The sequence below is a fragment of the Actinokineospora enzanensis DSM 44649 genome (assembly GCF_000374445.1).
Taxonomy (GTDB): domain Bacteria; phylum Actinomycetota; class Actinomycetes; order Mycobacteriales; family Pseudonocardiaceae; genus Actinokineospora; species Actinokineospora enzanensis.
This window is the reverse complement of sequence record NZ_KB894429.1, coordinates 1-24,229: the sequence shown is the minus strand read 5'-3', so window position 1 is coordinate 24,229 and position 24,229 is coordinate 1. Positions and strand designations below refer to the sequence as shown.

Annotated in this window: 21 protein-coding genes and 1 pseudogene; 16 read left to right on the top strand and 6 right to left on the bottom strand. The window is 71.2% G+C overall.

Annotation, left to right across the window (positions count from 1 at the left end):
* The first annotated feature begins 88 nt into the window (after positions 1 to 88).
* Positions 89 to 1,294 carry a glycosyltransferase gene (locus tag C503_RS0126355; protein ID WP_018685219.1) on the top strand — a complete coding sequence of 402 codons (1,206 nt, stop codon included), beginning with the start codon at positions 89 to 91 and terminating at the stop codon, positions 1,292 to 1,294.
* Here the strand turns inward: C503_RS0126355 and C503_RS48955 are convergent.
* Together C503_RS48955 and C503_RS0126350 are read right to left on the bottom strand one after the other, a co-directional pair.
* Positions 1,276 to 1,362: pseudogene (locus C503_RS48955) on the bottom strand (hypothetical protein); the annotation flags it as partial. The gene C503_RS0126355 and the pseudogene C503_RS48955 overlap by 19 nt on opposite strands.
* Positions 1,363 to 1,417: 55 nt before the next feature.
* A complete protein-coding gene (locus C503_RS0126350) occupies positions 1,418 to 1,828 on the bottom strand; it encodes a hypothetical protein (protein WP_018685218.1) in 411 nt (136 codons plus the stop codon).
* 110 nt (positions 1,829 to 1,938) lie between these two features.
* Between C503_RS0126350 and C503_RS0126345 the strand changes: the two genes are divergently transcribed.
* Positions 1,939 to 2,736 carry a helix-turn-helix domain-containing protein gene (locus C503_RS0126345; RefSeq protein ID WP_018685217.1) on the top strand — a complete coding sequence of 266 codons (798 nt, stop codon included), beginning with the start codon at positions 1,939 to 1,941 and terminating at the stop codon, positions 2,734 to 2,736.
* On the opposite strand, the gene C503_RS0126340 is transcribed toward C503_RS0126345, so the two are convergent.
* Positions 2,726 to 3,928 (bottom strand): cytochrome P450, encoded by a 1,203-nt coding sequence (locus C503_RS0126340; RefSeq protein WP_018685216.1) that lies wholly within the window; start codon positions 3,926 to 3,928, stop codon positions 2,726 to 2,728. The two genes, C503_RS0126345 and C503_RS0126340, sit on opposite strands and share 11 nt — an antisense overlap.
* Positions 3,929 to 4,074: 146 nt before the next feature.
* Here C503_RS0126340 and C503_RS0126335 point away from each other — a divergent pair, with 146 nt between their 5' ends.
* A complete protein-coding gene (locus tag C503_RS0126335; RefSeq protein WP_026316721.1) occupies positions 4,075 to 7,200 on the top strand; it encodes an ATP-binding protein in 3,126 nt (1,041 codons plus the stop codon).
* Here the strand turns inward: C503_RS0126335 and C503_RS0126330 are convergent.
* Positions 7,184 to 7,933 carry an ABC transporter permease gene (locus tag C503_RS0126330; RefSeq protein ID WP_018685214.1) on the bottom strand — a complete coding sequence of 250 codons (750 nt, stop codon included), beginning with the start codon at positions 7,931 to 7,933 and terminating at the stop codon, positions 7,184 to 7,186. The two genes, C503_RS0126335 and C503_RS0126330, sit on opposite strands and share 17 nt — an antisense overlap.
* Positions 7,930 to 8,874, bottom strand: coding sequence for a daunorubicin resistance protein DrrA family ABC transporter ATP-binding protein (locus tag C503_RS0126325; RefSeq protein ID WP_026316720.1), 945 nt, complete (start codon positions 8,872 to 8,874; stop codon positions 7,930 to 7,932). The genes C503_RS0126330 and C503_RS0126325 overlap by 4 nt, the downstream gene beginning before the upstream one ends.
* 187 nt (positions 8,875 to 9,061) lie before the next feature.
* On the opposite strand from C503_RS0126325, the gene C503_RS46235 reads away from it, so the two are divergent.
* A complete protein-coding gene (locus C503_RS46235) occupies positions 9,062 to 9,229 on the top strand; it encodes a hypothetical protein (protein WP_018685212.1) in 168 nt (55 codons plus the stop codon).
* A 54-nt stretch (positions 9,230 to 9,283) separates the two neighbouring features.
* Positions 9,284 to 10,009, top strand: coding sequence for a CPBP family glutamic-type intramembrane protease (locus C503_RS0126315; protein ID WP_018685211.1), 726 nt, complete (start codon positions 9,284 to 9,286; stop codon positions 10,007 to 10,009).
* Between the two features lie 12 nt (positions 10,010 to 10,021).
* On the opposite strand, the gene C503_RS0126310 is transcribed toward C503_RS0126315, so the two are convergent.
* Positions 10,022 to 11,905 carry a potassium transporter Kup gene (locus tag C503_RS0126310; protein WP_018685210.1) on the bottom strand — a complete coding sequence of 628 codons (1,884 nt, stop codon included), beginning with the start codon at positions 11,903 to 11,905 and terminating at the stop codon, positions 10,022 to 10,024.
* Between the two features lie 286 nt (positions 11,906 to 12,191).
* On the opposite strand from C503_RS0126310, the gene C503_RS40940 reads away from it, so the two are divergent.
* From C503_RS40940 to C503_RS0126255, 11 genes are all read left to right on the top strand, one after another.
* Positions 12,192 to 12,983 carry an aminoglycoside phosphotransferase family protein gene (locus C503_RS40940; RefSeq protein WP_018685209.1) on the top strand — a complete coding sequence of 264 codons (792 nt, stop codon included), beginning with the start codon at positions 12,192 to 12,194 and terminating at the stop codon, positions 12,981 to 12,983.
* A gap of 477 nt (positions 12,984 to 13,460) precedes the next feature.
* Positions 13,461 to 14,459 (top strand): acetamidase/formamidase family protein, encoded by a 999-nt coding sequence (locus tag C503_RS0126300; protein ID WP_018685208.1) that lies wholly within the window; start codon positions 13,461 to 13,463, stop codon positions 14,457 to 14,459.
* Between the two features lie 50 nt (positions 14,460 to 14,509).
* Positions 14,510 to 14,872 carry a cupin domain-containing protein gene (locus tag C503_RS0126295; protein ID WP_018685207.1) on the top strand — a complete coding sequence of 121 codons (363 nt, stop codon included), beginning with the start codon at positions 14,510 to 14,512 and terminating at the stop codon, positions 14,870 to 14,872.
* Positions 14,869 to 16,431 (top strand): class I tRNA ligase family protein, encoded by a 1,563-nt coding sequence (locus tag C503_RS0126290; RefSeq protein ID WP_018685206.1) that lies wholly within the window; start codon positions 14,869 to 14,871, stop codon positions 16,429 to 16,431. Before C503_RS0126295 ends, C503_RS0126290 begins: the two co-directional genes overlap by 4 nt.
* Before the next feature lie 44 nt (positions 16,432 to 16,475).
* Positions 16,476 to 17,537, top strand: a complete 1,062-nt coding sequence (locus C503_RS0126285) for an FAD-dependent oxidoreductase (protein ID WP_018685205.1) — start codon at positions 16,476 to 16,478, stop codon at positions 17,535 to 17,537.
* Entirely contained in the window at positions 17,531 to 17,872 is a 342-nt protein-coding gene (locus tag C503_RS0126280; RefSeq protein WP_018685204.1) for an avidin-fold protein, read from the top strand. Before C503_RS0126285 ends, C503_RS0126280 begins: the two co-directional genes overlap by 7 nt.
* Positions 17,873 to 17,909: 37 nt before the next feature.
* On the top strand, positions 17,910 to 18,893 hold the full coding sequence (locus tag C503_RS0126275) for a TauD/TfdA family dioxygenase (protein ID WP_018685203.1): 984 nt from the start codon (positions 17,910 to 17,912) through the stop codon (positions 18,891 to 18,893).
* A gap of 27 nt (positions 18,894 to 18,920) precedes the next feature.
* Complete coding sequence (locus tag C503_RS0126270; RefSeq protein WP_018685202.1) at positions 18,921 to 20,255, top strand: lysine N(6)-hydroxylase/L-ornithine N(5)-oxygenase family protein; 1,335 nt, start codon at positions 18,921 to 18,923, stop codon at positions 20,253 to 20,255.
* Positions 20,248 to 21,291 carry an NAD(P)/FAD-dependent oxidoreductase gene (locus C503_RS0126265; protein ID WP_018685201.1) on the top strand — a complete coding sequence of 348 codons (1,044 nt, stop codon included), beginning with the start codon at positions 20,248 to 20,250 and terminating at the stop codon, positions 21,289 to 21,291. Before C503_RS0126270 ends, C503_RS0126265 begins: the two co-directional genes overlap by 8 nt.
* Before the next feature lies 1 nt (position 21,292).
* Positions 21,293 to 22,054: a sulfite exporter TauE/SafE family protein gene (locus C503_RS0126260; protein ID WP_018685200.1), complete on the top strand. Its 762-nt coding sequence runs from the start codon at positions 21,293 to 21,295 to the stop codon at positions 22,052 to 22,054.
* 951 nt (positions 22,055 to 23,005) lie between these two features.
* Positions 23,006 to 24,211 (top strand): IS110 family RNA-guided transposase, encoded by a 1,206-nt coding sequence (locus tag C503_RS0126255; protein WP_018685199.1) that lies wholly within the window; start codon positions 23,006 to 23,008, stop codon positions 24,209 to 24,211.
* Positions 24,212 to 24,229: the final 18 nt, after the last annotated feature.

Genomic DNA, 24,229 nt, shown 5'->3' with positions numbered 1-24,229 from the left:
TCAACGTATAGCGGAGTGGGGGGCTTGCGGCAAGACCCCCGTCGTCCCCCAGAATCGTTGAAAGCCAAGGGACATGGGGGATTCGCCAGTGCGGGTGTTGTTGACGGCGTGGGGATCGCGCGGGGACGTCGAGCCGTTGGTGGGGCTCGCGGCGGCGTTGCGGGGACTCGGCGCCGAGGCGCGGTTGTGCGTACCGCCGGACGAGGAGTTCGTGGCGTTGTCGGCACGGGCCGGTGTTCCACTGGTTCCGTTGGGACCGGCAGTCCGGTCGGTGGTCAGCGGTCCGAAACCGACCGTGCTGGACGCGTTCCGGCTCGCCGACGAGCTGGTCACGACGCGGTTCGGGACACTCGCGGAGGCGGCCGAGGGCTGTGACGCGGTGGTGGCGACCGGTCTGATGCCTGCAGGCGCGCGGGATGTGGCCGACAAGCTGGGCATCCGTTACGTCTGCGCGTGCTACCACATGCGCGGACTGCCCTCGCCGCACTTCCCGCCGGGGAGGCGGCCGGGCCGGGCGTCCCCGGCGGGCGAGACCGACAACCGGGTGCTGTGGCAGCAGGACGCCCAGCGGGTGAACGACTTGTACGGTCCCGCGCTCAACCGGCATCGCGCCGCGATCGGACTGACGCCGGTGGACAATGTCCGCGACCACGTGCTCGGCGACCGACCATGGCTGGCGGCGGACCCGACGCTCTGCCCGTCCCAGGGGATGACGGACCTCGACGTCGTCCAGACCGGCGCGTGGATCCTGCCCGACGACCGCCCGCTCCCCCATGACCTGGAAGCATTCCTGGACGTGGGCGAGCCACCGGTCTACGTCGGATTCGGCAGCATGGCCGCACGCGCCCCCGAGGACATCGCCCGGACAGCCATCGAGGCGGCCCGCGCGCACGGCCGCCGAATCCTCCTCGCCCGAGGCTGGGCGGACCTGTCCCCGACCGACTGCTTCGTCGTCGACGAGGTCAACCAACAGGCCCTGTTCCCCCGCGTGGCCGCCGTCATCCACCACGGCGGCGCGGGTACCACCACCACGGCCGCGCGAGCCGGAACGCCCCAGGTGGTGATCCCCCTGGTCGCCGACCAGCCCTACTGGGCCACCCGCGTATCGGACCTGGGCATCGGCGTCGCACACACCGACCCGCCCCCGACCGTCGCGTCCCTGTCCGCCGCGCTCACCACCGCCCTGTCCCCCGAAACCCGCACCCGGGCCAGGTCCACAGCCGACACGATCCGGACCGACGGCGCCACCGTGGCCGCGAAACTGCTCCTCGACAAGGGATCCGGCAGGCCGTAGACCAACGGGCTGTCCGGCACCCAGACGGTGTCGAACCCCGCCGCCTCCGCCTGGAGGCCCAGTTCCACGGCGGCGTCCGGCTCGGTGGCGAAGGTGGGCAGGAGATATCCGAACGACACCGGTTCAGCTCTCGATGAACTGGTAGTCCGCGACGATCCGGCCGTGCGCGTCCAGGAGCAGGAACTCTCGACCGACGCCCGCGATCTCGCCGTCGGACGAGACCATCTCCCAGGTGAACTTGACCGCGTCGCGCAGTCTGGCGACGTCGTCGCGGCGGCGGAAGGCGAACTCGCCCGGGGCCACGAACTCCTCGTACGCCAGCCGAACCCGGCGTTCCAGCTCGGCATGGCCGTGCGCCTCGAACGTGGTGGTCAGGCCCAGGCCGGTCGCCGACCGCACGACCTCTCCCGGCGGTTGCAGGATGTGGCGGCCGTCCTCCGCCCACAACCGGCCCACAGCGGCCCGGCGCGCTTCGGCGTCCTGCTCGTTCCACACCGCCACATAGCGGTCGGCCAACTCGGTCGGGTCGGTCATGGCTCCTCCTCGGCTCGTCCTGTGCGCCGCCAAGGTGCCGGTGCGACCCGCACCGCCGCAATTCCCGACGGGGAATAGCCCAGCAGCACCCGATCGACTACACAGGACACGTGTCCACCCCGCGCCTCGCCGACGACCTGCGCACCTGGCGCCACCGCCGCAAGGTCAGCCAGATCGAGCTGGCGCTGCGCGCCGGGACCACCCAGCGGCACGTGAGCTTCATCGAGAGCGGTCGCTCCACCCCCGGCCGGGCGATGATCATCCGGCTGGCGGAGTCGCTCGACATCCCGCTGCGCGAGCGCAACGCCCTGCTCCTGACCGCCGGTTTCGCTCCCGCCTACCCGGAGACCCCCTGGGCCGACGGCCACCTGACGCCGGTGCGCGCCGCCGTCGAACAGGTGCTCGCGGCCCACAATCCGTACCCGGCCATCGTCGTCGACCGCCACGGCACGCTCGTCTCCGCCAACACCGCCTTCCATGCCCTCACCGCCGACGTCGCCCCCGAGCTGCGCACGCCCCCGGTCAACATTCCCCGTCTCCTGCTCCACCCCACCGGACTCGCCCCGCACATCACGAACTTCGACGAGTGGGCCTGCCACGTGGTCGACGCCCTGCGCGCCCAGGCCGCCCGAACCCCCGACCCCGTGCTGGACGCCCTGATCGCCGACCTGGCCTGCTATGTCCCGACCCGCCCCATCCCGCCGTCCCACCTCGGCTTCGCCACCCCGCTGCGGCTGCGCACCCCGGCGGGCGACCTCCACCTGCTCACCACGCTCACCCACTTCGCCACCGCACTGGACGTGACCGTCGCCGAGCTCCGCCTGGAGGCCTTCCTCCCCGCCGACGAGCCGACCGCGACCCGGCTGGCCGCCATGGCCGACCCGGGCAGGCAGGCGGCTACCAGGTGACCGGCAGCTCGTGGACGCCGTAGATGTTCATGTCCGACCGCAGCCGCACCTGCCCCGCCGGGATCGCCAACGCCAGCCCCGGGAACCGCCGCGCCAGCCCCTCGAACCCAGCACGCATCTCGATGCGGGCGAGCTGCTGGCCCAGGCACTGGTGGATGCCATGGCCGAACGACAGGTGCCCGCGCGCCTTGCGGTGGATGTCCAGCGTGCCCGCGTCCTCGAACCGGGCCGGGTCGTGGTTGGCGGCCAACAGCGACACCACCACCGTCGATCCCTTGCCGATCGTCTCGCCACCGACCTCGATGTCCTCGGTGGCGTAGCGGTAGAAGATGTCCGCGATGGACAGGTAGCGCAGAAGCTCCTCCACCGCATCCGGGACCAGCCCCGGGTCGGCGCGCAGCCCGGCCAGCTGCGACGGGTGCTCCAGGAGCGCGAACGTGCCCAGAGCGAGCATGTTGGCGGTGGTCTCGTGGCCTGCGAGCAGCAGCAGGAACGCGACGCCGGTCAGCTCCTCGATCGTGAGGTCGTCGTGCCGGGCCAGGTCGGACAGGATGTCCTCGCCGGGTTCGGCGCGCTTGCGCGTGACCAGTTCGGCCAGGTAGCCGGTCAACGCGACCAGCGCCGCCATCTTCTCGGCCAGCGGCTGGTCGCGGACCAGGAACCTCGCCGAGTCGGCCTGGAAGGTCTCGCGGTCGGCATAGGGCACGCCGAGCAGCTCGCAGATCACCAGGGACGGCACCGGCAGCGCGAACTCCGCGACCAGGTCGACCGGCGGCGTCAGGCCCGCCAGGTGGTCCAGCTGCCGCTCGGTGATCTCGCCGATGCGCTCCTCCAGCGCCTTCATCCGCTTGACGGTGAACGCGCCGGTCAGCCGCTTGCGCAGCCGGGTGTGGTCCGGCGGGTCCATGGCGACGAACACGCCCGGCATCGGCGGCGACGGCTCGGTGGCCACCGGCATGCCGGGCGTCTCGTAGGGCACGTGCACGACGTCGAGGTCCAGCCGGGAGCTGAACCGGGTGTCGGCCATGACCTGGCGGACCGCGTCGTAGCCGGTCACCAGCCAGCCCTGGTGGCCGTCCGGGAACACCAACGGACTGACCGGGCGGGACTCACGCAGCGTGGTGATCGCGCGGGGCGGGTCGAACGGGCCCGCGTCGCGGTTCATCGGCAGGCCGTGCGGGATGGCGGTCATCGGGATGTCCTCTCGTGGTCGATATGGCCACGGTCGCCGACCCCGCTGACACCCGGCTGACACGGCCCGGACACCGACCGTCATCGGCGACACGGCGCCGCGGCAGGGCGAGCCTGCGGCCGGAACGCGCGTGGCAGACTCAGCCGGTGCGGATAGGGGTGCTGGGGTCGTTCGAGGTGTGCGCGGACGACGGCGTCCCACTGGACGTGCCGGGCGCCCGCCTGCGCGCACTGCTCGTCGCCCTCGCGCTGGAACCCGGCCGCGTGGTCCCCAAGTCGACCCTGGTGGACTGGATCTGGGGCGAGAACCCGCCTGCCGACGCGGCGAACGCCCTGCAACGGCTGGTGTCCCGGCTGCGGAAGGTGCTGCCTGCCGGATCGGTCGACGGGCAGCCGAACGGTTACCGGCTGGTCACCGAACCCGACACCGTCGACGCCGTGCGGTTTGAACGCCTCGTCGCGCAGGCCCGCGACCACGCCGATCCCCGACGGCTGCGCGAGGCCCTCGCGCTGTGGCGGGGCGCGGCCATGGCGGACGTCGGCCTGCAGGACAGCGACGCGTTCGACGCGGCCGCCACCCGCCTCGAAGCACTCCGCCTGACCGCCCTGGAGGACCGGTTCGACGCGGAGGTCACGCACGGCGACGGCGCGAAGGCGATCACCGAGCTGACCGACCTGGTCGCCGCGCACCCGGTGCGTGAACGCCTGGTCGCCGCGCTGATGCGGGCCCTCGTCTCGACCGGCCGCGACACCGAGGCCCTGCTGGTCTACGAGCGCGCCCGCGAGGCCCTGGCCGACGCGCTGGGGGTCGACCCGTCGCCGGAGCTGTCCGAGCTGCACGTCGCGCTGCTGCGCGGCGAGCTGGGACGGCGCGAGGAGAGCAGGCCGACCAACCTGCGCGCCGAGCTGACCAGCTACGTCGGCAAGGACGCCGACGTAGCCGTGGTCGGCGGGCTCGTCACCGGACACCGGCTGACCACCCTGGTCGGACCGGGCGGCTCGGGCAAGACCCGGCTCGCCGCGGAGACCGCGCGCACCCTCCTCGACGGCCTGCCCGACGGCGCCCGCCTGGTCGAGCTCGCCCCCATCGGCGCCGACGCCGACGGGCGCGCCGTCGCGCAGGCGACCCTGGCCGCACTCGGCCACCGGGACGCGCTGCTCGGCGGCGCCCCGGACGCGGAGCCGACCGACCGCGTCATCGCCGCGATCCGCGACCGGGAGATGCTGCTCATCCTGGACAACTGCGAGCACGTCATCGAGTCGGCCGCGGCCTTCGCGCACCGGGTGCTCGGCGAGTGCGGGCGGCTGCGGATCCTGGCCACCAGCCGGGAGCCGCTCGGCATCACCGGCGAGGCGCTGTGGCCGGTCGCGCCGCTGGTCCTGCCCGCGCCGGACGCCGACCCCGCGGCGATCGAGTCGTCCCCGGCCGTGCGGCTGCTGCGGGACCGGGCGGGCGCGGTGCGCACCGACCTCGGGACCGACGCGCACACGGTGTCGACGCTGGCTCGGGTCTGCCGGGCGCTGGACGGGATGCCGCTGGCCATCGAGCTCGCCGCGGCCCGGCTGCGCACGATGACCCTGGACCAGCTCGCCGCCCGGCTCGACGACCTGTTCCGCCTGCTCACCGGCGGCAGCCGCACCGCGCTCCCGCGGCACCGCACGCTCCGCGCGGTGATCGACTGGAGCTGGGAGCTGCTCGGCGAGCCCGAGCGGGTCGTGCTGCGCAGGCTGTCGGTGTTCTCCGGCGGCGCGAGCCTGGAGGCGGTCGAGCACGTCTGCGCGGGCGAGAACGTGCTGGACCTGCTGACCGCGTTGACCGAGAAGTCGCTGGTGGTCGCGAGCGGTTCCGGGGCGCCCCGGTACCGGATGCTCGGCACGATCAAGGAGTACGCGACCCAGCGGCTGGCCGAGGCGGGCGAGACGGACCTGGCGCGGCGCGCCCACCTGGCGTACTTCACCGGGCTCGCCGCCACCGCCGAGCCGCACCTGCGCGGCGCCGAGCAGCTGACCTGGCTCGCCGGGCTGGCGGTCGAGCACGACAACATCGGCGCCGCCATGCGCTGGGCGCTCGCGGCGGGCGACGCCGACGGGGCGATGCGGCTCGCCGCGGCCGCGGGCTGGTACTGGTGGCTGGCCGGGCACAAGGCGGAGGGCGACGAGCTGGTCATGGCGGCCGCCGCGGTGCCGGGCGAGGTGGCCGACGAGGTCCGGGCCGTGGTGTACGCGTTCGTGGTCACGTTCGTGGTGTCCGGGCGCAACGACCAGTACCAGGCCGCGGAGTGGATCAACCGCGCGTACGAGGCAGGCCGGGACGTGCCGCCCGGTGTGCACCCGGCGATCAGGTTCGCCGCCCCGGTCCGGAGCATGCTCGACACGCCCGACGGCTACCTGCCCGCCTACGAACCGCTGCTCGCCGACGACGACCCGTGGGTGCGCGCCCTGGCCCGGCTGCAGCTCGGCAAGCTGCGGGCCATGCTCGGCCACGAGGGGACGGACGCGGACGAGTACCTCGCGGCGGCGCTCGCCGAGTTCCGGGTGATCGGCGACCGGTGGGGGATGTCGTTCGCGCTGACCGAGGTGGCCGAGCGGATGGCCGTGCGCGGCGAGTTCACCGGCGCGTGCGCGCACTACGAGCACGCGATCGCGGTGGCCACCGAGGTCGGCGGGCTGGAGGACGTGGTGCGGATGCGGCCGCGGCAGTCCCAGCTGTACTGGCTGGCCGGTGACGACGAGTCCAGCGCCGCGGCCATGGCGGAGGCCCGACGGCTCGCGCGACGGGTCGCCTGGCCGGAGGCGCTGGTCGAGCTGGCGCTGGTGGAGGCGGAGCTGGCGCACTGGCGTGGTGACGCCGCCGAGGCGGTCAGGCAGATCACCGTCGCCACCACGATGCTGGGCGACCAGGCCGAGCGGGCGGGCACGCACGCGATGACCCACGACCTGCTCGGTTACCTCGCCACCGATCTGGCCGAGGCCCGCGCGCACCGCGCGACGGCGTTCCGGGCGGTGTCCGGGCACGCGGCCGCGCCGTTGACCGCGCAGGTGCTCGTCGGGATCGCCGACCTGGCGCTGCGGCAGGAGCAGTACGAGCAGGCGGCCCGGCTGCTGGCGGCGAGCACGACCGTGCGCGGCCTGCCGGACCGGTCCCGACCGGACATCGCCCGGATCGAGCGGACCGCGCGACGTCGCCTCGGTGACACGGGGTTCACCGAGGCGACGTCGGAGGGGGCGCGGGCGGACTGGCGCGAACTGGCCGCGGTCACACTCGCTTGGTGAACTTGTCGAGCGACCACACGTAGCCGATCACGCCGATCCCGACGCACCAGCCGATCGCGGCGAGCGTGGAGCCGGTCGACGGGGTGCCCGCGAACAGTCCGCGCACGGTCTCGATGATCGGCGTGAACGGCTGGTACTCGGCGAACTGCCGGATACCGGGCCCCATCTTCTCCGCCGGGATGATCGCACTGCTGAAGAACGGCAGCATGATCAGCGGCACCGCGAAGAACCCGGCCGACTCCGGCGACTTCGCGGCCAGTCCGAACGCGATGGTCAACCAGGTGACGGCGACGACCGTCAGCGCCAGGATCCCGGTCACCGCAAGCCATTGCGGGAAGCTCGCGGCCGGGCTGAACCCCATCGCGAACGCCACCCCGACGATCACCGCCATGCCGATCAGCGTGCGGACCACAGTGGACACTACGTGTCCGGTGAGGACCGCGCCGCGGGAGATGTTCATGACCCGGAACCGGTTGATGATGCCCTTGGTCATGTCGGAGTTCACCGCCGTGGCGGTGGCGCCCATGCCGTAGCAGAGCGCCAGCATGATCATGCCAGGGGCGGCGTAGTCGATGTAGTCGCCGCCGCCGACGTCGAACCCGTCGCCGAGGACGTAGACGAACATGAACATCATCACGATCGGGAACAGGATGGCGTTGAACAGGACGACCGGGTCGCGCATCGTGTGCTTGACGTTGCGGCGCAGCATGGTCGCGGAGTCGGTGATGCTCATGCGGAAGTGACCTCCGTGCTCGAATGTCCGGTGAGGGCGAGGAAGACGTCGTCGAGATCCGGCGTGTGCACGGAGAACTCCTCGACGTCGATCGAGTACTCGTCGAGCCGGTCCAGCAGGAACCGCAACGACCGCACATCGCCGTCGCCGGGCACCCGCAGCACCAGCCCGTCACGATCCGGGGTCGACCCGGCGAGCACCCGCGCGGCCGAGTCCAGTCGCCCCGCGTCGGCGAACCGCAGCCGGACGTGGCTGCCGGGCACCTGCCGCTTCAGCTCGGCCGCCGTGCCCTCGGCGACCAGCCTGCCCTGGTCGAGCACCGCGATCCGATCGGCGAGCTGGTCTGCCTCCTCCAGGTACTGGGTGGTGAGAAAGATCGTCATCCCGTCCGCGACCAGCTCTCGGACGATGTCCCACATGGTCCGCCTGCTGCGCGGGTCCAACCCGGTGGTCGGCTCGTCCAGGAAGATGATCCGCGGCCTGCCCACCAGGGTCATCGCGAGATCCAGCTTCCGCCGCATCCCCCCGGAGTAGGTCGACGCCCGCTTCCCGGCCGCCTCCCCCAGGTCGAACCGGGCCAGCAGCTCGTCCACGACCCGCTTGCCCGCGCGGCCGCCGAGGTGCTGCAGGTCCGCCATCAACCGCAGGTTCTCCGCCCCGGTCAACAGGTCGTCCACCGAGGCGAACTGCCCGGTGACCCCGATCGCGGCCCGTACCGCCCTGGTCTCCCCGCCGATGTCGTGCCCGGCCACCCGGGCCGTGCCGCCGTCCGGCCGCAGCAGGGTGGTCAGGATGTTCACGGTGGTGGTCTTGCCCGCCCCGTTCGGCCCGAGCAGGGAGAAGACCGTGGCCGCCGGAACATCCAAGTCGATGCCGTCGAGCACGATCCTGTCCCCGTAGGCCTTCCGCAGCCCTGAGGCGACAATCGCTGAACTCGTCATGGCCTTACTGTCACGGCCCGCGCTGACACCGCCCCGCCCCAGCCCTGACATGGTGTCCGGTGCCCTGTCAGCGACCTGACCAGCACCGATCCCCCAACCGAACCCCGAGGCTGGTCCATTCGCTTGCTTTCCCCGCCGGGCCGCCTGGCGGAGAATGGCGGGTGCCCAGGCAGGGAGGGAGAGACACATGACCAAGGCACAGCCGACCCGTCGAACGCGGCGAGCCGGAATCGCGTTCGCGGCGGCACTGTCCCTGGTGGCGGTGTTCGTGACGACCCCGGGACCGGCGGTCGCGGGCGGGGTGAGCGGACCTGCCGCCCGAACCAACGGAATCGAGGGGACAGGCAGGTACTGAGCCCACGCCGCCGTCCTGCGTGGACCATGAGGTCGCGGGCATACTGACGGTGAGATGGACACCGCCACGCCCGATGTCGACGTAAGTGCTGGTCGTCGCATCATCGCTGTGGTGGCGGCGGTTGCCGCGCTCACGGCGACCACCGTGCTCGCCAACCGAGTGGTCGCAGGCTGGGCCTACCCGCTGTGCGGAGTCGGAGCCACGGCGCTCCTGCTCGGCCTGGCCCGCTGGTGCGGGCTCGGCGCGACCCAGGTCGGTCTGGGCCAACGCACCCTCCGCCGTGCGGCTTTGTTCGGCTTGTTCGGCTCCGGCATCGTGGCACTCCTGCTGGCGACCGCCCTCATCGTCCCGCCCCTGCGCCCGGTGTTCACCGACGGCCGCGTCGGCACCTACGGTGTCGGCACCCTGCTGTGGATCATCCTGCTGCGCATCCCCCTGGGCACGGTCCTCATCAAGGAAGTCGCGTTCCGCGGCGTACTCCCGGCCCTACTCGGCCCAGCCGACCGATGGCGCCGGCTGCCCGCACTGACCTCGGCCGCCCTTTTCGGCCTCTGGCACGCCCTACCCTCGCTGGCCCTCACCCGCAACGCCGCAGTCGCGGCCACGTTCCCCGATACTCCACTATGGATCGTCTCCGCCGTGGCCATGACAGCCGCGGCAGCAGTCGGCCTACTCCTCCACTGGTGCCGACACATAGGTCAAGGCGTACTGACCCCCATCCTCATCCACCTGACCCTCAACTGCGGCGGTCTGCTCACCGCCTGGCTCCTGCACCCCTGACGGACACCCGCACTACACATCAATATGCGCACCCATGATGACAGTCCGATCCCGTGGCAACCCAAAATGCTCGGCAGCATCCGCCGTGATATACGAGGTAGCGATAAACAGCCGCTTCCGCCACAACGCCATACTGGGCGTCGCCCCCCGATGCAGCTCGATCTTCGACAGGAAATACGAAGCCCGCCCCAGATCCATCTCCCCTTCGGCAAGCCTCAGCCCGGCCAACGCCCCCACCACATCCGGCGCCTCCATATACCCGAACCGCGCCGTGACATGAACGATCCCGTCATCGCCATACCCCAGATCGTCGACCACGAGCCGTCCCTCCGCGGGCACCCGAGGAACCGTCTCCGTACTCAACGACATGATCACCACACACGCATGCCGGGTACGGTTGTGCTCGACATTGGCCCGCATGGCCAGCGGCGCGGTCTCCTTCCCTCGATTGAGAAACACCGCCGTACCGGGAACCCGGACCAACCCCATCCCCCGCATCTGCTCGACAAACTCCCGCAGCGACCCCTCTCGCCGCTCACGCTCCGCAGTGACAATGCACCGCCCCCGCTGCCAGGTCGTCATGACGGTGAACGCAGCCAACCCGATCAACAACGGCAACCAAGCCCCATGCAGGAACTTCGTCATATTGGCACCGACGAACAACAGATCGACCGCCAACAGAACGGAACCACCCGGAACAAGCACCCAGAGCGAAGTCCGCCACCGCCACCGCGCATAGAACAGAAACAACAACGTAGTGATGGAAATCGTCGCAGTGACAGCCATGCCGAACGCGAACGCCAACGCGGCAGACGCACGGAACACGAACACCAAGGCCAACACCGACAGCATCAACAACCAGTTGACCCACGGCACGTAGATCTGCCCCATGGTCGACTCGGACGTATGCGCGATCCGCAACCGGGGCAGATACCCCAACTGAGCAGCCTGCGACGTCACCGAGAACGCACCGGTGATCACCGCCTGCGCCGCGATCACCGTGGCCGCCGTCGCCAACACCACCATCGGCAACCGCCCCCACCCCGGCACCAGCAGGAAGAACGGGCTGCCGATGTTCTCCGGGTCGGCCAGGATCAACGCCCCCTGCCCGAAGTAGCTCAACGTACAGGCCGGGAACACCAACACCAGCCAGCCCCGGGTGATGGCCCGGCGACCGAAATGCCCCATATCGGCATACAGCGCCTCGGCACCGGTCACCGCGAGCACCACGGCGGCCATGGCGAAGAACGCGATATCGAAGTGACCCACGAGAAACCCCAGCGCGTACGTCGGCGACAACGCCCGCAGGATGCCCGGGTGATCGACGATCCCGACCACCCCGCACGCGCCGACCACCCCGAACCAGACGATCATCACCGGCCCGAACAGCCGCCCGACCGCCGCCGTCCCCCGCCGCTGCACCAGGAACAGCCCCACGATGATCACCGCCGTGGCAGGCACCACGACCCCGTCCAGCCCGGTCGAGACGACCTTGAGCCCCTCCACCGCCGACAGCACCGAGATGGCGGGCGTGATCATGCTGTCGCCGAAGAACAACGCCGCCCCGAAGATCCCCAGCGCGGCCAGCACCGCCGAGGCCCGGCCCCGCCGCGCACCCCACCGGCGCAGCAGCGTGATCAGCGCCATGATCCCGCCCTCGCCGTCGTTGTCGGCGCGCATGGCGAGCAGCACGTAGGTGACGGTGACGACGATCGTCACCGACCAGAAGACCAGCGACACCACCCCGTAGACGTTCTCGGTGCTGACCGGGACGGGATGCGGGTCGGCGGGGTTGAACACCGTCTGCAGGGTGTAGATCGGGCTGGTCCCGATGTCCCCGAACACCACACCGAGCGCTCCGACGACCACCGCGAGCCGGGCCGGGCCCTGATCCATCGTTTCCCCTCATGGACGGCACATCTCAGCCGTGACCATGCAGGGTGACGACGAGTTCCCGCCACTCTGTCGATGCGTCCTTAACACCTTCGAGTGCCCCACCACACCGCGACCACACACCGGCGCTCGCGACCGGGTACGGTGCCGCCGCGCCGTGACCAGGCAGCGGACACCGGCGACGCCGGGGCAGTGGGTCGGCTACCGAATCCGGTAGGCGTTTCCTCCCGTCCACGATAGGTTCGAGCGGGTTTCGGACCGGTGGTACGGCGAGGCGAGGGAGTCCGGTGTGGACGAGCGGGTTCGCGGTGCGGGGCTGGTCGAGCGCGGGGTGACCGTCGGTGCCGACGTGGTGACCCGGCCCGCCGGGCACTGGACGGCGTCGGTCCACCACCTGCTGCGGTCGCTGCGGGCAGGCGGTTGCGACCTCGTGCCGCGGCCGGTCGGGCTGACCGCCGGGCACGAGCAGCTGACCGTGCTCGCGGGCCGGGACCAGGGCTGGCCGTTCCTGCCCGAGATCCAGTCGCCGCGTGGCGCGTTCGAGTGCGGGGTGCTGGCCCGCAGGCTGACCGAGGCGTTGGACGGCTACGTGTGCCCGCCCGACGCGGTGTGGCAGAGCGCGGCGGGGGCGCCCGGCGCGGGCATGCGGGTCCAGCACGGCGATCTCGGTCCGTGGAACCTGCTGTGGTCCCCGACCGGTCCCGAGGTGTGCGGTGTCATCGACTGGGACATGGCCGAGCCCGGCTACCCCACCTACGACATCGGGTTCCTGGCCTGGTTCATCATCCCGGTGATGGACGACGAACGCGCACGGCAGCGCGGGTTCGCCACGCCGCCCGACCGGCCGACCCGGCTGCGCGAGTTCGCCCGCGGGGTGGACTGGTCGCCGGGCGACGTTCTGGCCGAAGTGGACCGTACGCAACGCGAGTTCGCCCGCCGGGTGGTGACCCGTGCCGAGAGCGGCCCCGCCCCGGTGTGGCGCACGCTGCGCGACCGGGACTTCCACCGCCACACCGAGTCGGATGTCGAGTACGGCCGGAACTTCGCAAACTCCTGGTATGGCAGGGAAAGCGCCGAATAGCCGATCCTGTCCCAGCCCGGCCGGGACATCGGACACCCCACCTCCGTCGCGCGCACCCGACACACAATCAGGCGCACGGCACCGACGGCTACCACCGAAAGTCGGGTCACACCCGGGATTGCACCGATGCCCTCGACCCAAGTGGTTGACCCGCAAGACGTATGGCATCCGCACCTCGCGCGGGCGCCGCGGCCTGCCGAACCTCCGTGCGGCGCGGTAGATTACCGGCCCTTGAGGTGGATCGACTGCCCCGCAAAGGGTTCATTGTGGGTGGACGTTGCCCTCGGTTTACCCACATGTGAACTTTCCACCTGAGCCTTACCCCATTTCGGTGATCACCGACCGGACGTCTTGCGGTCGGTCGTCCGCCCCTGTTTACGTTAGTGCCGCAACGGCCGCACTGTCCCGGGGGCCGCGGCTGGGGGTCATGGACGTGTCCGCCGTGCGCGAGGGCCGGGGGTTCGCGGAGGGGTTCCAATGGAGGTAGTCGAGTTTCGACCGACGCGTGAGCAGTACCGGTACACATTCGGCGGCGCCGAGCCGGTCGCCGTGATCGACCCGGGCACCGCGCTGCGACTGTGGACGGAGGACGCGTTCGGCGGTCGCATCCGGCGTCACGGCGACCTGTTCACCGCCGTCGTCGGCGACCTGCCGGTCAACCCGCAGACCGGACCGTTCCACGTGCGCGGCGCGGAACCGGGCGACACGCTCGTGCTGCACATCGCCGCGCTGTCCCCGGCCCGGGACTGGGGTGCGTCCTGCGCCATTCCCGGCTTCGGCGGCCTCACCTCCACCGGCCGCACCGCGACCCTGCAGGACCCGCTGCCGGAACGAACCTGGATCTACTCCGTCGACCGCGCCCGTGGCACGGTCGGTTTCTCCGCACTGGCCACGGACTTCACCGTCGACCTGCCGCTGGCCCCGATGCTCGGCACGGTCGGCGTGGCCCCCGCGCAGGGCGAGGTGCGCACCTCGATGGCCGCGGACGCGTTCGGCGGCAACATGGACTCGCCGGAGGTCCGCGCGGGCACCACCTGCTACCTCGGCGTCAACGTGCCCGGCGCGCTGTTCTCCGTCGGCGACGGCCACTACCGCCAGGGCGAGGGCGAGTCCTGCGGCACCGCGGTGGAGGGCGCCATGGCGGTAACCCTCATCGTCGACCTGGTCAAGGGGCACGCGCCCGCCTGGCCGCGGCTGGAGAGCGACGACGCGCTGGCCGTGATCGGGTCCGCGCGCCCGCTGGAGGACGCCTGGCGGATCAGCCAGGTCGACATGGTCCACTGGCTCGCCGACCTGCACCGGCTCGACCTCATGGACGCCTACCAGCTGCTGTCCCAGACCGCCAGGACACCGCTGGCCAACGTCGTCGACACCAACTACAGCTGCGTCACCAAGGTGGACAAGGCGCTGCTCCCGCGCGTCGAGGTGCACGAGGGCGTGCACGACACCCTGCGCCTGCTCGCCGCCACCGTGTGAACCGTCCAGCGTGTGAACCGTCCGACACCACGACCAGAGATGGGGGAACTGTGGAGCTCCGCAGCCTCGACCGTTCGAAACTCGGACCGGACAACGGTTTCTCGCAACCCTTGGTGCCGTGGCCCGCGCTGAACGCCCCGTTCAAGGGCGCCTGGTGCGTGGTCCACCCGGGAGGGTCCTCGACCAAGCACGCGCACCACGACTACGAGATCTTCATCGCCGTCTCCGGCGAGGCGGTGCTGGAGTCGAACGGCGAGCGGGTGGCGTTCCGGCAGGGCGACATCGTGCACTTCCCGCCGCACACCGAGCACCAGGTGTTCAACCACGCCGACGAGGACTTCCAGATGTACACGGTGTGGTGGGACACCGACCTGGCGGCCGCGTTCGCCGAGCGGCACGAGGCGTCGTCATGACCCGGCGGCCCGCGGTGGTCATCGACACCTCCCCCACGCCCAACGGCGACCTGCACATCGGCCACCTCGCGGGCCCGTTCCTCGGCGCCGACGTGCACGCCCGCTACCTGCGCGCCCGCGGCCGCACGGTCGTGTTCTCCACCGGCACCGACGACAGCCAGACCTACCTCGTCCCCAGCGCCGCCCGGCAGGGCACCACGCCGGAGGAGCTGGCCGCGCGCTCGCACGACGCGATCGGCCGGACCCTGGAGCTGGCGGGCATCTCCATCGACGGCTACGCCCCCTACGACGACGACTACCGCGAGAACGCCTACCGGTTCGTGACCGAGCTGCACGACAAGGACAAACTGGAGCTGCGCACGGTGTCGTTCCCGTGCCGCTCGGACACCGGCGAGGTGCTGGTCGAGGGGTTCGTGGCGGGCTACTGCCCGGTGTGCGTGAGCGAGAGCCGGGGCGGGGTGTGCGAGATGTGCGGGCACCCCAACAACTTCGACCAGCTGCTCGACCCGTGGTCCACAGTGGCCCCCGACGTCCCGGTGGTGACCAAGCAGTTCGAGGTGCTCGTGCTGCCGATGGAGCGCTACCGGACCGAGCTGACCGCCTTCTACGAGGCCCGCACGGCCGAGCTGCGGCCGCGCACCCTCCAGTTCCTGCGCGAGGCCCTGGCCCGGCCGCTGCCGGACTTCCCGGTCACCTACCCGCTCTCCTACGGGCTCCCCTCCCCGCTGCCCGGCACCGAGGGCCAGGTGCTCAACGCCTGGGTCGAGGGCATCCCGGCCGCGATGTACTGCACCCGGTTCGCCGCGCGGGAGCTGGGCGGCGACGTGGCCGAGGTGGACCTCTGGCTGGCCGAGCAGGACCCGGAGATCATCTACTTCATCGGCTCGGACATCGTCTACTTCTGGTGCCTGACCCACCTGGCGCTGCTGATGGCGCACGACGGCCGCTACGCACTGCCGGACAAGATCATCTCCAACGAGTTCTACGAGCTGGACAACGACAAGTTCTCCACCACGCGCGGCCGCGTCGTCTACATCGGAGAGCTGCTGGAACGGCTGAGCCGCGACGCCGTCCGGTTCCACCTCGCGCTCACCGGGCCGGAGCACCAGCGCACCACGTTCGGCCGGGAGGCGGTCGAGCGGGTCACCGACACCCGGCTCGTGCACCCGTGGAACGAGCTGGCCGACGCGCTCGACGCCGTGCCCGCCGAGGGTGAGCTTCCGGTCGGCGAGGACGCCCGGCTGCGCGTGCGCGCCATGCTCGACCGGTTCATCGACTGCTACGAGGCCGAGCACTACAGCCCCTCGCGAGCCGCCGACCTGGTCGACGCCCAGCTCAACCGGCTGACCAGGGCAGCACGCGAAGGCGCCCAGGCGGGTGACCTGTTCCTGCAGGTCCGCGCGCTGATCGCGGGTGCCTCGCCGATCCTGGTCGACCTCGCCGAGCGGGCGCGGGCGGCGGGCGGCTGGGACGGCACGCTCGACCCGGCCGACTACGAGGTGGACACGGTGCGGCCGTTCGAGGTGCCGAGGTTGACGCCTGCCGCGCCGGTCACGTGAGGGTGACCGCGCGGATCTGAGCACAGTCGCCGGGGGGAGGAACTGTGGACGTCGTCGTCGTGGGAGGCGGCGTGGTCGGTGCGCTGACCGCGTTGGAATGCGCGCGAGCCGGGCACCGGGTCACGCTCGTGGAGCGGGGTCCGCTGCCCAATCCCGCCGCCTCCTCGCACGACCAGCACCGCAACCTGCGCGCGCTGCACCCGGGCGACCCGTCGACCAGTCTCGCGGGACTGCGGGCGCATGAGGCGTGGTTGCGGCTGGAATCCGTTCTGGGCAAGCGTTTCTATCATGTCGTCGGCGCGTTGTCCGTCGGACCGCGCGTGTCGGAGGCCACCGCGGTTCCCGGCGAGCGGCTCGACTCGGCGGAGCTCCGGCGGCGGTTCCCCCAGTTCGTCTTCCCGGACGGCAGCACGGGTTTTCTCGAACGGGACGCCGGTGTTCTGCTGGCGGACAAGGTGTTGGACGCGGTCGTCGCGTGGCTGCTCGCTCAACCCGACGTCGATCTCCTGCCGCACAACGAGGTCGTCGCCGTCGAGCCGGGGGCGGTGCGACTGGCAGGCGGCCGGGTGTTGCATGGTGACCGGATCGTAGTCGCGGCGGGACCGTGGACGCGTAGTGTGGTGAAAGACGACCAGGTGACCGTGCGTCGACAGACGATGCTCTACTGCTCGCCGCCCGCGTGGCCCGCGCTGCCCGCGATCCCTTCGCTGGGCACCGATTCCGGCGCGTGGCTGGTGCCACCGGTCGGGGGAACACAGCTGAAACTGTCGGCGGACAGCGCCTGCCGACCGGTGTCCGAAGTGGACGGCACCACGCCGACCAGGACCGACGCGCTGGTCGGGCTGTTCCGCGAGCTGGTCCCGGCGTTCGAGCCGGGCTGGGTGGTCGGGGCGCGCGACTGCCACTACACGATCGGCCCCGACGGCGGCGCCCGGCTGGTGGAGTTCGCCGGTGGGGTGCTCGCGCTCACCGCGTGCGGCGGCGGCTCGTTCAAGTTCGCCCCGCTGATCGGCCGGGCACTGACCGCTCGGATCGGCGGCGACCGAAGTGAACCGACCGGATTGACCGCGATGGACCACCCGGTACCCGGAGGAGACCCATGTTGATCGACTACGAAGGACGCCGGTTCCGCGGCGAGGTCGCGCCGGACGGCTCGGCCCCCATCGCCACCTACCACCAGGACGGCGACCTGGTGTGGGCGGAGTCCGGCGGCGGCCGGGTGCGCCGGTGCGTGCTGACCGGCGTCCGCGACGACCAAGGCGTGATCACCATGGGCTACACCATGGTCCTGGTCACCGGCGAGATCGTGCTGGGCCGCTGCGTGAGCACGCCGGAACCGCTGCCGGACGGCCGGATCCGGCTCGTCGAACGGTACGAGCGGTACCTGCCGTTGGCGACCAGCGGCGAGACCGTGATCGAGGAACTCCCCACCGAGACGTGACATCCGAAGTGCGAACGCCGAACCGGGGTGAGGTGTGATGACGCTGGCAACAGCACCCGATATCCGCGACCACGTCGTCGAACTCGACGACATGACCGCGAAACTGGTCGACGAGGCGGCCGAGCGCCTGGCGCGCAGCGGTACCCGCCTGGTGGACGACGACGACTGGGTCGACCGGGCCCGCGAGGCCTGGCACCAACTGCCCGCCGCGCTGCGCGAGCCGCTCGGCCGGTTCCGCCGCGACTCCGGACCGTTCGGCGCGGCGCTGCTGGGCGGGCTGCCGCTCGGCCCGGTGCCCGCCACGCCCACGGTGTCCGGCTCGGTGCAATCGCAGACCTCGGTGGCCGCCGCGGTGCTGGTCATGGTCGCCTGCGGGCTGGGCGACCCGGCCGCGTTCCGCGCCGAGAAGGGCGGCGCCCTCGTGCAGGACGTGGTGCCGGTGCCCGGCCAGGAGGACGTACAGGGCAACACCGGCTCGGTGCTGCTCTCCTTCCACACCGAGAACGCCTTCCACGAGCACCGGCCCGACTTCGTCATGCTGCTGTGCCTGCGCGCCGACCGCGAGGGCACGGCCGGGCTGCGCACCGCGTGCATCCGGCAGGCGCTGCCGCTGCTCAGCTCCGTGGACCGCGACGCGCTGTTCAGCGAGGAGTTCGTGACCACGCCACCGCCGTCGTTCGGCGCGTTCGACCCGGACAGCGTGAGCGCGCACGCCGTGCTCACCGGCGACTGGGCCGACCCGGACGTGTGCCTGGACTTCCACGCCACCACCCCGCAGACCGCGCGGGCCCGGCTGGCGATGGCGGAGCTGCAGCAGGCGTTCGGCGCGGTGGCGCAGACGATCCGGCTGCGGCCGGGCGAGCTGGCGATCGTGGACAACCGGGTCACCGTGCACGGCCGCACCGCGTTCACTCCCGGCTACGACGGCCAGGACCGCTGGCTGCAACGCACCTTCGTACTGGCCGACCTGCGGCGGTCGCGGCGTTACCGCCCGGCGGACGGCAACGTGCTCGTCCGGTAACGTCCCGACTACCACCGAGGTGGAACAATGCAGTCCACGCAGTCCACTCCCCTGCCGAGCCCGCGCGGCCCGCATTTCGGCTGCGTCGGCGTCGGCGTCGGCCCGGCGAACCTGAGTCTGGCCGCGCTGCTGCACGGGCGGCCGGAGACCTCCAGCCTGTTCCTGGACGCCAAGCCGACCTTCGCCTGGCACGACAACCAGCAGATCCCGGGCGCGTCGCTGCAGGTGTCGCTGTTCAAGGACCTGGTGACGCTGGCCGACCCGACCAACCGCTTCTCGTTCCTGGCCTACCTGCACTCGCAGGGCAGGATCTACCACTTCGTCAACGCGCAGTTCGACGCCATGCCGCGCCGGGAGTTCCGCAACTACCTGCGCTGGGTGTGCGAGAACAACGAGAACGTGCTGTTCGGCGAGCGAGTACGGGAGGTCGGGTTCGACGGTGTGTTCGTGCTGCGCACCGACAAGCGGACCATCACCGCGGACAACGTGGTCCTGGGCATCGGCATCCGGCCGTGGGTGCCGGAGGGGGTGGCGGACCTGCGCCGGGACACCCAGTTCCACGTCAACGACCACGTGATCCGGGCGGCCGACCTGGCCGGGCGGCGGGTGGCGATCATCGGCGGCGGCCAGTCCGGGGCCGAGGCGTTCCTGGACCTGGTCTCCCGGCCCGCGGACCGGCGGCCCGCGCGGGTGTCGTGGGTCTCCCGGCGGGCCAACTTCTTCCCGATCGACGACACGCCGTTCACCAACGACTTCTTCATGCCCGGCTTCTCGGATCATTTCGCCGGACTCGAACGCATTGATCGCGCGGCATTCAACGCGGCACACGTCCTGGCCAGCGACGGCATCTCGGCGCATACCCTGCGCGCCATCTACCAACGTTGCTACGAGCTGCGGTTCATCGACGGCGAACGCGACCCGTTCGCGCTGTACCCGGGTCGGTCGGTGACCTCGGTGCTGCCCGCCTCGGACGGCGGTTGGGAGCTGGTGCTGGAGCCCGCCACCGGACCGCCCGCGGTGGAACGGCTCGGCGCGGACACGGTGGTGTGGGCGACCGGGTTCCGCCCGCAGGGGCTCGACCTGCTCGCCCCGATCGCCGACCGGTTGCGGTGGGAGGGCGAGGAACCCAGCATCGACCAGGACTTCGCGGTGCGCTGGGACGGACCCGCCGAGCACAACATCTTCGTGCAGAACGGGGCACGCGCCCAGCGCGGCCTCGCCGACCCGAACCTGAGCCTGATCGCCTGGCGCAGCCAGCGCATCGTCGACCGGATCCTCGGGCGCAAGAGTGACGAGCAGGCCGCGTCGTTCCTGCGCTGGTCATCCGACCCGGCACTGGACGGCGTGACGGGCGGTGCGTGACCCCGTGGCGCGTGAGCGGATCGCCGTCGTCGGCGCGGGCATCATCGGCTGTCTGGTCGCCCGCGAGCTGGCCGAGCGCAGACCGGGCGCCGTGGTCACCCTGCTGGACCGGGACATCGCGGGCAGCGGGGCGAGCAGGCTGTCCGCGGGCACGCACATCCCGCGCGGCTACAGCGACCGCTTCCGGCGCATGACCGCGTACAGCCAGGACTGGTACGAGAAACTGGCCGCGGCCGACCCGTCCCTGCCGATCCACCCGGTCGCCATGCACGTGGTCACCGCCGCCGACGAGCTGCCGCCGGTCTACATCCCGGGCTCGCGGCCGACCCGGGTGCCCGGCATCGGCGCCCACATGCCCGCCATCGCCGAGTCCGCCCGGGTCTGGAGTGTCCAAGGTGGACACTACGCGGACGTGCACGGGCTGTCCCGTTCCGTTGCGCGGGAGTTGCGTGGTCGGATCGCGGTACGGGAGGGCGTGCAGGTCACCGCGGTGGAACCGGCCGCGGCCGAGGTGACGTTGCGCCTGGGTACCGACGACGACCTGGTGGCCGACCACGTCGTACTCGCGCCGGGACCGTGGCTGGACGCTCCTGCCTGGCGGGACCTGCTCGCACCGGTCGGCGCCCGGGTGAAGAAGGTCGTGGCGTTGCACGTGGACGAACCGGTGCCCGCGGACGCGGGGGTGGTGGTGTTCCAGGACGAGGACGCGTTCCTGATGCCGCTGGCGGGACACTGGCTGTTCAGCTACACCTGCCGCCAGTGGGACGTCGACCCGGACACGGTCACCCGCGGCCTGACCGCCCGCGACGTCATCGAGGCCAACGACGTCCTGCACCGTTGTGTGCCCGGCCTCCCCGGCCGATACAGTGCAGGACGTGTCTTCTGCGACGCCTACAGTGCGCACGGCGAACCCGTGGTCACCCACGTGGGCGACCGGATCGTCTTCGCGGGCGCGGCCAGCGGCTTCGGCTACCGCCTCGCCCCCGCCATCGCCGACGAGGTGGCCCAGGTGATCCCGACCGCCACGGGCCGGTGACATGGACCTCCTTTCCCTGGTCGTGGTGGTGGTCGCGGGCCTCCTCGCAGGCGCCGTCAACTCGATCGCGGGCGGCGGTTCACTACTGCTGTTCCCGGCCCTGCTCGGCGTCGGCCTGCCCACCCTGACCGCGAACGTCACCAACACGGTGGCCAACTGCCCCGGCTTCCTCGGCCAGGTCTGGGGCTTCGCCCCGGAACTCCGAAAACAACCGAAACACCGAATGATCGTCCTGTCCATCGCGACCGGCATCGGAACGGTGATCGGCTCGATCCTGCTGCTGTCGACGTCCACAGCGGCGTTCAACATGGTGGTCCCCGGCCTGGTCCTGTTCGCCACCGCCCTCCTCGCCGCCCAACGCCGGCTCCGCAAACTCGCCAAAACCACCGAACCCCGCAACGGCAGCCCCCTCCAAGCCGCCATCCTCCCCCTGGTCCTCCTGGCCGCAGGCATCTACGGCGGCTACTTCGGCGGCGCCCTCGGCGTGATCATCCTGGTCGCCCTGGCCATGACCACCGCCGAGGACCTCCGCCAGCTCAACGCCCTCAAAGCCGCCCTATCCCTGGTCGACTCCCTGATCAGCGTCGCCATCTTCGCCACCTGGGGCCCGGTGAACTGGACCGCCGTCCTCGCCGCCGCCCCCAGCTCCCTGGCAGGCGGCTACCTGGGCGCCCGGATCGCGCGGTGGATGAACGAGGAAGCCCTACGCTGGTCAGTGGTCACCATCGGCTGCACGGTCTCGATCTACCTCATGATCGCCTGACCCCTGACCACCGCCCGATTCAGCCCCCACCCAGGGCACCCTTATGTCCAAACCAGACACTCAACCACAGAGAATCACCCGCGCCTGCCCACCCCCGAATCGGCGCCCAGCCAGGCGAACAATCACCCCGCAACGGCATCTCCCAAGCGAGGCCCGGAACCGAGCGATGCCCGCACAACCACCAGCCCCGCCCCCAACACGGCCCTACAGCCGCCAGCCCAGGCACGCCCAACTCGCCCAGCTGCTGCGGCAGTTCGTACTCAACCCCACCGACCGCAGCCTCGCCGCCGCACACACCATCGCCGACCTGCACGCCATCGCCCGCGCCCCGCGCCCAATCCGATCTGCGCCCAGCCCGACATCCGACCAGCCCGACATCCGACCAGTCCGACAGCCGCCCAGCCCACCATCCGCACCAACCGAGGCTTCCGGGCCGTCCGGGGCGATCCACACCCAGCCGGAACTGACCCGCATCCGATCGGCGCCCGCCCCGACATCCTCATGATCCGCCCGACCTGCGCCTGCCCGGACCCGCACACCCACGCAAACACCCAGTCCCAGCGCCCTCCGTGATCAACCGACCGGATGTCCGCCAAGCCCCCGGGACCACCTGACCCACCGCCGACCCGGGACATCACCCTGATCACCCGCCCTACCGAATGGCCGCCGGCCGATCGAATGGGCCCTGATCAGGTACCTGGCCACAGGTCGGGCACCTGCCCCCGTTACCTTCTTCGTAGCTCCTGATCAAGGAGTTGTGGTCGCCAGGTCCGGCATGACTGACGCCCCCAGTCGAACCCATGATCCGGGGGGTGGTGTCACCGGGCCTGGTGGCATCGAGGGACCGCTGATAGGGACACGGCCGCCAACCTGGTAGGTCTCGTCGTAACGTGGGTGCCGGCCATCGATGCTCGACCGGCGACCATTCGCGACGAACGAACGGCATACTGGATGAGCAGCGGTTTCGGGGTGTTCCTCGGCCTGGACGTCGGTAAGGGCACCCACCACGCTGTGGGCTTGGACCCGACCGGCAAGCGGCTGCATGACGGGCCCCTGCCCAACAGCGAGCCCAAGCTGAGAGCGTTGTTCGACAAGCTCACCAAGCATGGCTCGCTGCTGGTGGTGGTCGATCAACCCGCGACGATCGGCGCGCTGCCGGTCGCGGTCGCCCGCGCCGCCGGCCACCGGGTCGCCTATCTGCCCGGCCTGGCCATGCGCCGCATCGCCGACCTCTATCCCGGGCGGGCGAAAACCGACGCCCGGGATGCGTTCATCATCGCCGACGCGGCCAGGTCGTTGCCGCACACGCTGCGCCCGGTCGACGTCGGCGACGACGCCCTGGCCGAGCTGGACGTGCTGGTCGGGTTCGACGACGACCTGGCAGGCGAGGCCACCAGGTTGTCCAATCGCATCCGCGGCCTGCTCACCGGCGTCCACCCCGCCCTCGAACGCGCCATCGGCCCGAAGATCGCCCACCCCGCCGTGCTGGAGATCCTCTCCCGCTGCGGCGGCCCGACCGGCATCGCCAAAGCCGGGCGCCGCAAACTCACAGCGATCGCCACCACACACGCGCCCCGCATGGGCGACAAGCTCGTCACCGCGATCCTGACAGCTCTGGACGAACAGGCGGTCATCGTTCCAGGCACCGCAGCAGCGGACACCGTGCTGCCCCGCTTGGCTGACAGCCTGAAAACCGTGCTCGCGCAGCGCAAACAGGTCGCCGCCGAGGTCGAGGGGATACTCGATGCGCACCCTCTTGCCGGGGTCCTGACGTCGATGCCCGGCATCGGCGTCAGGACCGCCGCCCGGATCCTTCTGGAGATCGGCGACGCCTCCAGCTTCGCCTCCTCGGCGCATCTGGCCGCCTACGCCGGGATCGCCCCGGTCACCCGCAGCTCCGGGTCCTCCATCAAGGGCGAACACCCCGCCCGCACCGGCAACCGCAAGCTCAAACGAGCCTTCTTCCTCGCCGCGTTCGCCGCCCTGTCCGACCCGGTCAGCCGGACCTACTACGACCGCAAGAGAGCCGAAGGCAAGAAGCACAACGCCGCGCTCATCTGCCTGGCCCGTCGCCGCTGCGACGTCCTGTTCGCCATGCTCCGCAACAAGACCCACTACCGGCCACCCGAGCCTGTTCCCGCCCCGGCTGCGGCTTGACAACCCCATAGGGACACC